General features: G+C 43.5%; 14 protein-coding genes. 10 read left to right on the top strand and 4 right to left on the bottom strand.

All coding sequences use genetic code 11. The features are described 5' to 3' along the window. Positions 1-25 precede the first annotated feature (25 nt). The 9 genes from BT127_RS16820 to BT127_RS09165 all read left to right on the top strand — a co-directional run bounded on the left by BT127_RS16820 (position 26) and on the right by BT127_RS09165 (position 8,555). Positions 26-493 carry a CD1247 N-terminal domain-containing protein gene (locus BT127_RS16820; RefSeq protein ID WP_075424696.1) on the top strand — a complete coding sequence of 156 codons (468 nt, stop codon included), beginning with the start codon at positions 26-28 and terminating at the stop codon, positions 491-493. Between the two features lie 164 nt (positions 494-657). Continuing rightward, positions 658-1,734: a dockerin type I repeat-containing protein gene (locus BT127_RS09130; protein ID WP_075424697.1), complete on the top strand. Its 1,077-nt coding sequence runs from the start codon at positions 658-660 to the stop codon at positions 1,732-1,734. Positions 1,735-1,845: 111 nt separating this feature from the next. Further along, positions 1,846-2,259 carry a hypothetical protein gene (locus BT127_RS09135; RefSeq protein ID WP_075424698.1) on the top strand — a complete coding sequence of 138 codons (414 nt, stop codon included), beginning with the start codon at positions 1,846-1,848 and terminating at the stop codon, positions 2,257-2,259. After that, a complete protein-coding gene (locus BT127_RS09140) occupies positions 2,256-3,269 on the top strand; it encodes an ion transporter (protein ID WP_075424699.1) in 1,014 nt (337 codons plus the stop codon). The genes BT127_RS09135 and BT127_RS09140 overlap by 4 nt, the downstream gene beginning before the upstream one ends. Positions 3,270-3,413: 144 nt before the next feature. Further along, positions 3,414-3,713: an ATP-dependent Clp protease adaptor ClpS gene (locus BT127_RS09145; protein WP_075424700.1), complete on the top strand. Its 300-nt coding sequence runs from the start codon at positions 3,414-3,416 to the stop codon at positions 3,711-3,713. Between the two features lies 1 nt (position 3,714). Beyond that, entirely contained in the window at positions 3,715-5,958 is a 2,244-nt protein-coding gene (locus BT127_RS09150) for an AAA family ATPase (RefSeq protein ID WP_075424701.1), read from the top strand. Beyond that, positions 5,939-6,601, top strand: a complete 663-nt coding sequence (aat, locus tag BT127_RS09155; protein ID WP_075424702.1) for a leucyl/phenylalanyl-tRNA--protein transferase — start codon at positions 5,939-5,941, stop codon at positions 6,599-6,601. The genes BT127_RS09150 and aat overlap by 20 nt, the downstream gene beginning before the upstream one ends. A gap of 115 nt (positions 6,602-6,716) precedes the next feature. Next, entirely contained in the window at positions 6,717-7,847 is a 1,131-nt protein-coding gene (locus BT127_RS09160) for a helix-turn-helix domain-containing protein (protein ID WP_075424703.1), read from the top strand. Positions 7,848-8,024: 177 nt separating this feature from the next. Beyond that, complete coding sequence (locus BT127_RS09165) at positions 8,025-8,555, top strand: isochorismatase family protein (RefSeq protein WP_075424704.1); 531 nt, start codon at positions 8,025-8,027, stop codon at positions 8,553-8,555. Between the two features lie 75 nt (positions 8,556-8,630). Here BT127_RS09165 and BT127_RS16290 read toward each other — a convergent pair whose 3' ends face one another. From BT127_RS16290 to BT127_RS09185, 4 genes are read right to left on the bottom strand one after another with little or no spacing between them, the layout of a single operon-like run. Continuing rightward, positions 8,631-9,557 (bottom strand): dockerin type I domain-containing protein, encoded by a 927-nt coding sequence (locus tag BT127_RS16290; RefSeq protein ID WP_082334974.1) that lies wholly within the window; start codon positions 9,555-9,557, stop codon positions 8,631-8,633. A 48-nt stretch (positions 9,558-9,605) separates the two neighbouring features. Beyond that, positions 9,606-10,283, bottom strand: coding sequence for a 5'-methylthioadenosine/adenosylhomocysteine nucleosidase (locus BT127_RS09175; protein WP_075424705.1), 678 nt, complete (start codon positions 10,281-10,283; stop codon positions 9,606-9,608). Between the two features lie 19 nt (positions 10,284-10,302). Then, the gene (gene pflA, locus BT127_RS09180; RefSeq protein WP_075424706.1) at positions 10,303-11,046 is read right to left on the bottom strand and encodes a pyruvate formate-lyase-activating protein; all 744 of its coding nucleotides are present in this window, start codon (positions 11,044-11,046) and stop codon (positions 10,303-10,305) included. After that, on the bottom strand, positions 11,043-12,362 hold the full coding sequence (locus BT127_RS09185) for a CCA tRNA nucleotidyltransferase (RefSeq protein WP_075424707.1): 1,320 nt from the start codon (positions 12,360-12,362) through the stop codon (positions 11,043-11,045). The genes pflA and BT127_RS09185 overlap by 4 nt, the downstream gene beginning before the upstream one ends. 491 nt (positions 12,363-12,853) lie before the next feature. Here BT127_RS09185 and BT127_RS09190 point away from each other — a divergent pair, with 491 nt between their 5' ends. Next, on the top strand, positions 12,854-13,165 hold the full coding sequence (locus BT127_RS09190) for a hypothetical protein (RefSeq protein WP_075424708.1): 312 nt from the start codon (positions 12,854-12,856) through the stop codon (positions 13,163-13,165). Positions 13,166-13,169 lie beyond the last annotated feature (4 nt).

A 13,169-nucleotide genomic window follows, 5' to 3' on the forward strand; every position in this document is an offset into this window, starting at 1 on the left:
TCTTATAATGAGAGGAGGAGCTGTTATGAAGCTTACTGAGAAAATGTCATATTTAAAGGGACTTATCGATGGTCTCGATATCGATAATACTACCAAAGAGGGTAAGGCTCTGCTCCAGATGGCAGACATTCTTTCCGAAATGGTAATGTATGTTGACGATCTTCAGTCACAGGTAGACGAGCTTACAGAGCTTTGCGATATCCTCGATCAGGATCTCGGTGAACTCGAGGACGATGTCTATGAGGACGTAGATTTCGACTGTGAAGAGTGCGACGGTTGTCCTGATGATGACGACGACGATGATGATTTCGATGATGACGATGAGCTTTACGAAGTTACATGTCCTTCATGCGGCGACACTATCCTTCTTGACGAGGGTATGATCGACGAGGGCTCAATCAATTGCCCTAACTGCAATGAACTCCTCGAGTTTGACTATGATGACCTCACTATCGAAGACTTTGAGGACATCAACGAAGATCAGGATAAGTAATAACTGATAAAATAAAAAAAATAAGATTTTTCTTGTTATAAATCCTTTTTGTTCAGCGAGTGTAGTTTATGAAACCGTTAGTAACGGTTCACGGCTATGCCGAAGAGATTAAGGGTGGATGGAGACATTTGCTCTGTCCACTTATTTTTTTAGGAGGGTTTATTATGAAAACAAGAAGAAGCATATCGTTTGTAATGTCATTATGTCTTTTAGGTTCAGTTTTTTCTGCATCCTGTGTTTCGGCTTATGCAGTGGATGAAGTTACTGAAGCTGAAACTATCAGCACTGAAACCGAAGTATCATTCCGGTATGACCGCAAGGAAGGACCTCTTTATTTTTCAGGCAATGATGTTGTTAAATGTGATCCCGAATACAGCGGAGAGGTAGTGATCCCTCCTCTGCAGGACGAAAACAATATAGGTCATATCCTGGAAGATGCTTTTGACCGCTGTTATAACGTTACATCTGTAGTTATTCCCGATGGCTATATAGTGGATGAGAATGCTTACGGAACTATTGCCCGCGGTGATATAAAGCAGTTCTATCAGGAAGGTCCATTTTATTTCCGCTGTGACCTTGAACACGCAGTTCTTGTAAGATGTGCTGTCGACTATAGCGGAGACGTGGAGATACCTGCTTTTGTTCAGGGACTTCCTGTGACATTTGTATCGGGATTAGCTTTCAATGGCTGTGAGGATATAACATCCGTAACAGTTCCGTCAGGTGTCAGTGTAGGTCCAAATGCTTTTACAGGTATGGTACGTCTGGAAAAGCTGATATTTGAAGGCAGTTCATTTTCGTTCCTCGGTCTTGATTACGTTATGGGAAATACTATCCTGGATGATCTTATAATTGATTCACATTACTTTGTACCTCTTAAATTCGATGAATACAATGTGCCGGTCAATTGTACGGATAATCTCTCCTGCAGAGTAGGTATCCATAGGGGTTCCCGTGCAGATGAACTTCTGAATGACAGTGATTCAGGCTTTAAGCTCGGATATACGGAGTTATATTACCTCGAAGATGAAGCCGAGAACTTTGAAGCAGGGGATGTAAATATGGATTCAAAGGTTTCCATTGCAGATTCTGTTGCGATAATGAATTATATAACCAATTCAGAGAAGCACGGACTTACCGAAGCTCAGCAGAAGCTTGCAGATGTTGTCGGTTCGGGTGACGGAATAACCGCAGTTGACGCTCTCGAGATACAGAGACGAGGTACAGAGGCATCTCTGTAAACTAAAGTTCATACGTACAGAGTAATTTTCTGATGTGACATTCAGACGGATATTGCCGATAAAATTTTTTATCGGTCTTATCCGTCTGTTTTATTTGAAAGCGAGGAAGTTATGGGCAATTATGATGATATTATCGACCTTCCGCATCATGTATCCTCTACCCGTCCTCAGATGCCGAGGTATAAACGTGCGGCTCAGTTTGCACCATTTGCCGCTCTGAAAGGTTATGAGGAAAAGATAGCTGAAGTTCAGCGACTCACTGAGCCAAAACGTGAACCTGATGAGGACCGTATCAATAAGATCAATACCACGCTCAGGTTCCTGAATGACCATGCATCGGAACAGCCTGAAACTACGGTTGTTTATTTTATCCCTGATGAGAAAAAATCAGGAGGATGCTACACAGAGGTTAAAGGTAGTTTTCTCAGAATAGACGAGTATAAAAAGCAAGTGATCCTTGTAAGCGGAAAACAGATACCTATTGATGATATTTATGACATTTCAGTTGAGGGGGCGGAATTTTGACTCGTCAAAAGGAAAAGTCGTCACTTAGACGGCGTATTTTCGACATAATACAGATAGGCCAGAAAGAGGATATACCGAGCCGAGCTTTCGACTGGTTCATAGTTATCGTAATTATCCTCAATATCCTAACAATGTTTTTAGAGACCTTTGACGGACTTGCTCCATTCTACACGATAATGGAGGTCATCGAGTTTGTTACGATGATAATATTCTGCATAGAATATGTCCTGAGGATATGGACTGCCGATCTCTTATACCCCGAATTATCCAAAGGAAAAGCGGTTATACGCTTCCTTTTCAGCTTTGACGGTATAGTGGATCTGTTTACTATACTGCCTTTCTTCTATCTGTCAGGATTTATAGTTTTCAGGATGCTGAGAGTTGTAAGGATATTCCACCTTTTCAGAATAAATGCACAGTATGATTCCTTCAATATCATAACTACGGTACTGTATGAAAAGCGCAATCAGATAGTATCGTCGGTATTCATAATTCTGATACTGATGATGGCTTCTTCACTGGGAATGTACAACGTCGAGCACAACGCTCAGCCTGATGTCTTTAAAAACGCCTTTTCGGGCATATGGTGGAGCATGTCCACACTGCTTACAGTGGGATACGGTGATATTTACCCCGTTACGGTACTCGGCAGGATAATGGCTATATTCATCGCTTTTCTCGGAGTCGGCGTGGTAGCTATCCCTACAGGTATCATCAGTGCGGGATTTGTTGAGCAGTATTCCAAGAAGGCTCATTGTGACGCTAAACTCCACGATATAAATGAGATAGGCGAGATAAAAATAGGTAATGACAGCGAGTTTCTCGGACGTTCTGTTGAGGAGATACAGTATGAGTATGATATTCATGTCATAGTAGTTATGAGAAACGATCTTACTGTTATTGCAACCGATAATCTCATTGTTGCCAAGGGAGATATACTTGTAGTCAATTCTGAGAACATTAACAAGACTTCGCCGAGATCCCGCAGAAGACGAAGCGGAAAACGCTGACATAAGAAATGAGGACTGTGTGACATTTAGCTTGCACAGTCCTGTTTTTATTTGCGGAAAGCTCCTTTTGACTTTTATGTCATATAATGGTATAATATAAGATAACTCAGAGAAAAAACTCGATTATCAGAGGGAGATGAGAGTATGTCTACACAGGGTGCTGCAAAGGAACGTACAGAAAACAGAGTTAAAGAACCAAAGCAGTATAATGTTATAATGATAAATGATGATTTTACAACTATGGAATTCGTGGTTGATGTGCTGGTGACTATTTTCCACAAGGATGAGGTGACTGCACAGGCTATAATGATGAACGTACATAAAAACGGACAGGCAGTTGTCGGAAAATACCCGTATGATATGGCTGCAACAAGAGTCAAAAAAGCACTTACACGGGCTAAGGAAGAAGGATTCCCTTTCAGAATGGTCATAGAGGAGGCGTAATATGAATTTCTCAGAGGAAACAAGCAATATTATCTATCAGGCGATAGAATATTCGCATGAAAAAGGGTATGAGTATGTAACTCCCGAGATACTGCTTCTTATGATACTTGATAACGGGATCTTTTCAGAAGCTTTTGAAAACTGTGGAGGAAGTACGGAGATGCTTCGTGACTATCTTAAGGAGTATGCTGAGGAGTACATCGACAGAGCTGATACTGAAAAGCCTGAGTTTTCAGACGGTGTAAATGCGCTTCTCAATATTGCCGCAAGGAGCGCATACAACAGCGGAAGCAAGGAAGTCTGCCTGAGACATCTGATTCACGGACTCTGGCAGCTTGATGACTGTTATGCGGTTTATTTCATTGAAAAGCAGGGGATATCGGAAGCCGACCTTCTGCAGGAAATGGCAGTAACTGAGGAAGTCCTGAGCGAGATAGGGGAGAAATCCAAGAGTGAAGATTCAGATGACGCTCAGAGCGGCTGGAAGCTTTACGCACCTTGCCTTAACGAGACTCTTACCGATGTGAACCCACTTATCGGACGTCAGGCAGAGCTGGACCGTACAATACAGATACTTTGCCGAAAGGACAAGAACAATCCGCTTCATATTGGTGAACCGGGAGTGGGAAAAACTGCGCTGACATACGGACTTGTACAGCTTATCCGTAAAGGTGAGATTCCCGAACCGCTGAAAGATGCAAAGGTATTTGCTCTTGACCTTGGCGGAATGCTTGCAGGTACACAGTACCGCGGCGATTTTGAAAAGCGTTTCAAGAAGGTTCTTGCAGAGATAGGTAAGGAGCAGAGTCCCATAATATATATCGATGAGATACATAACCTGTCAGGTGCAGGCGCAGTGGGAGAGGGTTCGTTCGATGCCTCGAATATGCTGAAACCTTATCTTTCTGACGGCAAAATACGTTTCATAGGTGCAACTACCTTCGAGGAGTATAAAAAGTATTTCGAGAAGAACAAAAGCCTTGTGCGCCGTTTTCAGAACGTCGAGATAAAAGAACCTGATGAGGAAGAAACTATAAAGATACTTGAGGGACTGAAAAGCAAATACGAGAAGTTTCACAAAGTCAGGTATTCAAGAGGAGTTCTGGAATATGCCGTGCATATGAGCGCAAAGTATATCAACGAGCGCTGTCTGCCTGATAAAGCCATCGACCTCATAGACGAGGCAGGTGCTTACCGTAAGCTTCATCCTTCCGAAAAGAAGACAAATACAGTGGATAAGGCAGTAATAAATGAGGTCCTTACAACTATCTGCCGTGTCCCTGTCGAGACAGTTTCGACTGATGACATATCGGGACTTGCAGGACTTGAAAAACGTCTTAAGAAGCGCATTTTCGGTCAGGATGAGGCTATAGACCAGGTAGTTAATGCAGTTAAGTTCTCAAAGGCAGGACTCATCGAAGAGAACAAACCTCTTGCAAGTCTGCTTTTCGTAGGTCCTACCGGTGTAGGAAAGACCGAGATAGCTAAAAGCCTTGCGGACGAGCTTGGAGTTAAACTCATACGATTTGATATGAGTGAATACGGTGAAAAACATGCAGTTGCAAAGCTTATCGGTTCGCCTGCGGGATACGTTGGTTACGAGGACGGCGGACTTCTCACTGAAGCCATAAGAAAGACTCCTTCCGCCGTACTTCTTCTTGACGAAATAGAGAAAGCTAACAGTGATATATATAACATTCTGCTTCAGGTCATGGACTACGCCACACTTACAGATAATCAGGGCAGAAAAGCGGATTTCCGCAATGTGGTTGTCATAATGACTTCAAATGCAGGTGCGGACCGTATCGGCAAGAGTACTATAGGTTTTCAGAGTTCGGACCTTAATGCAAGTGTCATTTCCGAAGCTGTTAAACAGACATTTCAGCCTGAATTCCGAAACAGGCTCAATAAGATAGTTGTCTTCAACAGCATGGATGATAAAATGGCACAGCTTATAGTGGATAAGAAACTCAGTGAACTTGCAGTGCAGTTATCCGCAAAGAAGATATTGTTCAATGCAGACAAAAATGCCCGCACACTTGTACAGAGCAAGGGAATCAGTCAGGAATTCGGTGCAAGAGAAGTGGACCGTGTTATAAGAAACGAGATAAAGCCGCTTTTCGTGGACGAGATACTCTTTGGCAGTCTTAAAAACGGCGGAAGCCTTACTCTGTCCGCAGCTGACGGCAGCTTTACCATAAAGGCAGGCAGAAAGAGGGAGAAAAATGGCGGTATACAAACTTGACGATGTTGTATGGTTCCCGAAACCCGAGCTTGCCGACGAGGACGGACTTCTTGCAGTAGGCGGTGATCTTTCTGTTGAGAGACTGGTGCTGGCATACAGCAATGGTATATTCCCGTGGTACAATCCCGACCAGCCGATACTTTGGTGGTGTCCCCACAGGCGTTTCATAATCCGACCTGACTGTATACACGTTTCAAAGTCAATGAAGAAGTTCATGCGACAGCATGACACCGCTATACAGCTCAACCGTGATTTTGCGGACACTATCCACAGATGCCGAATGAAAAGGGAATTCAAAGAAGGTACATGGATAACTGATGACATGGAGGAAGCATACTGTCGGCTTCACAGCTACGGACTTGCAGTAAGCGTAGAATCCTATATCGACGGAGAACTTGCAGGAGGACTTTACGGAGTTTGCATAGGAAAGTGCTTTTTTGGAGAGAGTATGTTCTCGGATATGGAGAACGGCTCTAAGATCGCACTGATCCTCCTTGCAGAGCTTCTTGAACAGAACGATTTTACCATGATAGACTGTCAGTTCCATACCGATCATCTTGAAAGCATGGGCGGTGAATATGTCAGCTGGGAGGAGTACCGAAAGCTCCTTGATATCGGTATAAACTCATCGGACAGCGAGTAAGTTCTGGAACTAAACGCTGCGTTTGCATCGTGTGGAAAAAACGTTGATTGACTCTTTCCGAGATGTGATATATAATGAAATTACGGTACCGGAATAATTGCTAAGGAGAATACCTATGAATATATCTATCGGAGAAAATATAAGAGCAATGAGACGCAGATGCGGTTTTACACAGGAGGAGCTTGCTGCACAGCTTGCAGTTACTCCACAGGCGGTAAGTAAATGGGAAAACGGAAACGGTATGCCTGATATTACGCAGATAGTACCTCTTGCACAGATATTCGGTATAACTACCGACACACTTCTCGGAGTTGTATCTGCAAAATACGGAGATGTTCACACAGAAGCGGCGAAGTCCCATGTCAGAATGCTTATGGCAACTTCGCAGAGTTCAGCGGAAAAGAATCTTGCAGCGTATACGTATATGCGTTCCGAATCGGAAAAAGAGCCTGCAAATTACACTATCATGCGCCTTTGCATCAACTATGCCGCTGAAATAAGCAGATATGCCGATTTTGAAGGCTTTATGGCTGACAGACCTGATATCCGTGATGAGATATTTGCGGACTGCGAACGGAAAAATATCTGCATCTCACGATACTGTGAAGACAGAGCGAATGTTGAGAGCTCGGATTATGCAATGGCGTGGATATACATACACACGAAGCGCTATGATAAAGCAAAGGCAGTTATCGGAAGGCTTCCGGGACTTGAAAGTTCATTCATGCGCGAACACATGGAAACTAAGCTTACCATGTTTCAGTACGGATACGATAAGGCAAGGGAACTGATACCGAACAATATACGTAAACTTCTGGGTGTCAGCATAACCGAGCTTGCAAATGATTTCGAGAACGTTGCATGGTTCGGAGAAAGCAGTGAAGCTATTGAACTTGGAACAAAGATATCGGGGATACTTGATGCATACAAGGCTTTCGCCGAACTGAAGGATGAAGCGATACTCGGTGAACTGAGGATAAGAAGGTATTTACCCAGATGTTATGCTGCGGCAGGAGATATGGAGAAAGCGGAAAATGAATTCGTGACAATCGCTGAGAGACTTGCAGAAACAGTTAAAACCGATGTGTTTGAAAAGAACTGCGAGGATACAGCAGCAGAGGCAGAACAGCTTCTGAGTACGGCGCTTGAAAGTGTCGATGAAAGCAAAAGGGAAGCTCTCAGAATATCGGACGGATATAAAAAAGCCGCAGATATATTGAGAACTGCGCTTGAAAAACTTGCATAAAACGCTTACTTTTAAAGTGCGGTACTGACATAGAGCTTTAGCCATAGTATTTCTGATATGAGGTCGGAAGTACTATGGCTTTTCTGTTGACATTTCGTCTGCTGTATGCTATAATCATTCCTATCGTATACGCAGTTTATACGTACTTCCCCAAAAAACGAAATAAAGGAGAAACAAATGATACTATTGGTTGTAGATACACAAAAGGGATGTTTTGACGAAAGACTTTATTCCTTTGAAACTGTAAGAAAAAACATAAAACAGCTTATCGCTACAGCGAGAGAGAATAATGTTGAGGTAGTATACGTCCAGCATGATGACGGTCCCGGTACTGAGCTGGACAAGTCTACGGACAACTATGAAATATACGAGGATTTTGCGCCGATGAACGGTGAAAGACGTTTTGAGAAGAATGTAAACAGCGCTTTTCATCCTATGACAGGATTAACAGAATATCTGAATTCTAAAGGTGAAAAGGACATTATAACAATTGGTGTTTCGACAGATTATTGCATGGATGCAACAATTAAAAGCGGATTTGAAAAAGGCTTCAATATTTTTGTCCCTTCATATACAAACTCGACCTATGATAACCCCTACTTTGATAAGGAGACCGCCTATAAGTATTATAATGAATTTATGTGGGGAAAACGTTACGCAAAAGTGATCTCTGTTGAACAAGCGATCCAACTCTTGAAATCTCAATAAAAAATGCCCCTGAGTGTTTTGTAACTCTCAGGGGCAAAATGTATATGTATCTTCCTTAAAGCGTAAGTCTTGCTGTTACTTTGTATACTCCTCTATGGAGAGAGGTGTTTCGCCTGAGAAGGTCGAAAGGTACGAATAGTATGCAAGTATAGCAGTAGCATCCGATGAATTTATCTGAGTATCCCCGTTCACATCGGCAGCGAACTGCTGATTGTTTGAAAGGGATACTTCGCTTCCGACGGATAACTCGGAATATGCGATAAGAGCCTGAGTTGCGTCAGCAGAACTGATACTGCCGTCTTCGTCAACGTCACCGAGTTTATAGTCGGCAATAGAAATCTTCAGGTCATTTACTTCAGGTATCAGCTTGCGGTCTCCATCTTCGGTGTTAAGGTAGATTTCAGTGCGGCTCTGATTCTCATAGTCCACATCTTCTACGATGAAAAAGATCTTCTGGTCGCCTTCCTCTATGGAAGGATCAATTTTTACATCGAATGAAGTAAGCGGGAAAGAGTCCGAAGCCTCTCCGTAAGGAACGAGAGATGAGGTATCTCCGGACATGCTTGCACTCATGCAGACAAATGACATTATATTAAGGTCTTTGTTGTTGGAAACGATCACGGTGTATCTTGCAAAAAGTTCACCCTTGTCATTTTTCTGTGCATAGGCGAACTCGACAGGCGGCTTGTAGACATTTACCAGATTATCGAGTGCAAGAAGGGGAGAAGAACTTTTCCACTGAGGAGTCACTACTCCTGCGGCAAGTGATTCGTCGTGTACATATATGGAACACTTAAGTGCAAGGTCGGTATCTTTTGGAAAATCACGCTTGTTGATGACTACCGAACCGTCTGAGAGGACTCTTGCGTAATCTGAGGCCTCAGCTTTAAAACTAACGGAAGGAACATAGACCATTGGATCAGGAGCGGCGTTTGCGGGTGCGATCTGAACTGCGGATGCAGTAAGTACTGCGGCAGACATAATAGAGATAAGTTTGTTCATAGTTGTTTACTCCTTTTATGTTGTTAAGCTTTGATGTAAGTGTTAATATCAGAGTATTTCTGTCATTCTGAGAACTATCTCGGCAACGCGCTTTGTAGCGATCTTTTCAAACTCGTCAAAGGACATAGCACCTTCGTCATCGGCGTTATCTGAAATGCATCTTACACTGACGAACGGCATATCGTTAAGGAAACAGCAGTGTCCGACTGCGGCACTTTCCATATCAACGGCATGTGGTTCAAAGCGCTTCTGTATATCTGCTTTAACGTTATTGTCCGAGATGAAAGCTTCTCCCGAAACGATCCTTCCGCGGAAGCTGTTAACGCCGAATTCGGCGCAAACCTTTTCAGCTGCGGACATAAGTCTCTCGTCGGACTTGAAAACTCCGCAGTAAGGAGGATAGTCCTTAAGGAAGTGAAGGTCGAGATCGTGAGGGAGGACCTCAGTAGAAATAACGATATCGCAAACCTTGACGCTGCTGTTCATACCTCCTGCAATACCTGCATTTATAATGCAGTCGGGGTGGAAGTTGTCGGTTATTACCTGAGTGCAAACAGCTGCGTTGACCTTTGCGATACCACAGCAGGCGTTGACGATAGTTTTTCCTTTGTAGTTGTTGACATAGATATCGAAGCCTGAGATATGTTTTATCTCAGCTTCACCGAGCATCCTGCGGATGTCGGCGAGTTCTGACGGCATTGCTCCGATAATAGCGATAGTGTTCATTGGTATTACCTCCTGATGGTTATTTGTTATCTTTAAGCCCCTGTTTTATGCCGCTGATTATAGTTTCGCGGGCTTCGACAGCCTTTTCCTTCGGAAGAGGCGGAGTATCGGGCAGGGGATATTTTATACCGAGCTGTTCGTATTTTGGTATAGCCATATTGTGGTAGGGCAGAACGTCCAGAGCTTTGATGCTGTTGAGTCGTGAGATGAATTTTCCAAGTGAAAAAAGCTCGTCATGATCGTCAGTGATACCCGGTACCACTACATGGCGTATCCAGATCGGGATACCCTTGCCGCTTACGTATTCGGCAAAGGCGAGTATATTTGTGTTCGGATGACCTGTGAGTTTTATATGTTCATCGTTATCGATGTGTTTTATATCGAGCATTACAAGGTCTGTATACTTTAGTATCTCGTCGGTCTCAGCGGTATTGTCAGGACGGAATGTGACTCCGGATGTGTCGAGGCAGGTGTGTACCTTCTTTGATTTTGCAAGTGAAAAGAGTTCGGCGAGGAACTGCGGCTGAGCCATAGGTTCACCGCCTGTAGCGGTTATACCACCAGATTTGAGAAACTCTTTGTACGAGTTGTACTCATCCATAAGTTCCTGAGCTGTAACTTCACGACCGCCCGAGAAAGACCATGTATCGGGATTGTGACAGTATTTGCACCTCATGGGGCAACCCTGGAAAAATACTACATAGCGTATTCCGGGACCGTCAACTGTTCCGAAGCTTTCTGTTGAGTGGATACGACCTGTCATGTTAAAAACTCCTTTGCGTGTTCAAGAAGAATATTATGCTGATTCGGGAGCTCTCCGCTGACTGCAAGTTTCAGCAGTTCATTCAGTACATTGCCCGTATTTCTTCCTTTGATGCCGATATTATTGAGGTCCCTGCCGTTAACGTCAAGCTGACGGAGAGTGAGGCAAGCGTTCTCTTTTATCAGTTCGCTTATCATCTTGCTGTATCTGTCAAAATCGGCATTTTCAGCGGTCACGAATTCATTTTTTGCCATATTATCGGCTTTTTTGCACTCCATAAGCTCAGCGAAAAGCTCGGGACCTATCTCAGAGGCAAGAAGCTTTGCTTCCGTATCGTTATGAAGGTTTCTGCTGTGGAAGTAGATCAGCCTGCACATTTTTTCAACCGACTTGTTATCGTAACGAAGCCGCTTGTATATCTTTTCAGCCATTTCCGCACCAACTTCACCGTGGTGTTTGAAATGTCCCGTACCGTTCTCATCCATAGTGAAGCAGGCGGGCTTGGCAACATCGTGGAGAAGCATTGTGCGGCGCAGAAGAAGTTCATCTTCGGGGAGTGCGCCCACAGCACGGATAGTATGTTCATAGACGTTGTATTTATGGTATCTGGAATGCTGTTCAAAACCGATGCTTTCGCTCAGCTCGGGGATTATCTGACAAATAAGTTCGGGATAGCGGAGCATAACTTCTGTGGAGAATCTTCCGCAGATGAGCTTATCAAGTTCATCCCTGATACGTTCATATGAGACGTTGCTGAGACGTTCTTTCAGTGAGAGTATAGCATCCGATGTGTTTTTTTCTATAGTGAAGCCTGTCTGAGAAGCGAATCTTATTCCGCGAAGGATACGCAGGGCATCTTCGGTAAAGCGTTTTACTGGATCGCCTACACAGCGGATAATACCATTGCTGATATCTTCTTTTCCGCCGAAGGGATCGAAAATGTTCCCGTTTATATCCATAGCCATAGCATTCATGGTGAAATCACGTCTTGCAAGGTCATCACGGATATTGCGTGTGAACTCCACGCTGTCGGGACGTCGTGAATCGGAATAATCGCCGTCTATCCTGAATGTTGTTATCTCATAGGGAGTGCCTTCAAGTAGAAGGGTAACAGTGCCGTGTTTTATCCCTGTAGGTATAACTGTCTCGGAGCTGAATATCTCCGTTACCTGCTGAGGGAGCGCACTTGAAGCGATATCGTGATCGTGAACGGGACGTTCCATAAGGCTGTCCCTTACACAACCGCCCACAAGGTAAGCGCTGTGACCTGCATCGCCGAGTTTCTGCAGGATGAAACGGCATTTTTCGTCTATCATTTTATACACCGCCTTTTATATTGCTCCGCCGATTAACACTTGAAGAATTACAGCGAAGAACAGGCAGCGAAAGGCAAGAAAGAAAGTTGCAGGAATACTGTCGTATTTCAAGACTTTCTGACGAAGTATTTCGTTGTCAGGACAAGCAAGAAAATTCAAGAGTTAGTTGGTGGAGCAATAATATTATACTACATTTCGTGATATATTGCAAGTATTAAAGGGTTTGGAAATAAATATGAGTAAAATGGTCGGAATTAATAAAAAATTCACTATATTTTTTTAAGGTTCACTTGACAAGTTGTTGATGATGTGGTATAATAAAATGCATAGGAGTAAAACTCCAATGAGGGAGCTGTCTGTAGGGGATAGCTCCCTTGATTTTTATACCATAGGAGGAAATGACTAACGTTCATTTTTCTATTGACAAACGGGATGAAACGTGGTATAATAATCACATAATGACCAATGGTCAATTTATAAAGGAGGTATTTATGGCTTCTGAAACTGTAAAAATGGTACTTGATGCCGAGGCCGAGTCTGATAAAAAAGTTGCTGAAGCACGGGCTAAATGCGATGAGATCATTTCTTCCGCCGAGCAGAAGGCGGCGCTTGCTGTTCAGAAGAAGATCACTGATGCAACTATACAGGCTGATAAGATCAGAGCCGAAAATAAAAAACGGCTTGAGGAGTATACGGCTTCTGCACTTGAAAGGTGCGAGGATGAGATATCCGCTTTGAAAAAGCTTGCGGCAGACAATTCTGAAAAGGCTGCCGATGCGGTGATAAGCCGCTTTTTCAGCTGAACGG

The organism is Ruminococcus sp. XPD3002, assembly GCA_900119535.1.
Classification (GTDB): domain Bacteria; phylum Bacillota; class Clostridia; order Oscillospirales; family Ruminococcaceae; genus Ruminococcus; species Ruminococcus flavefaciens_H.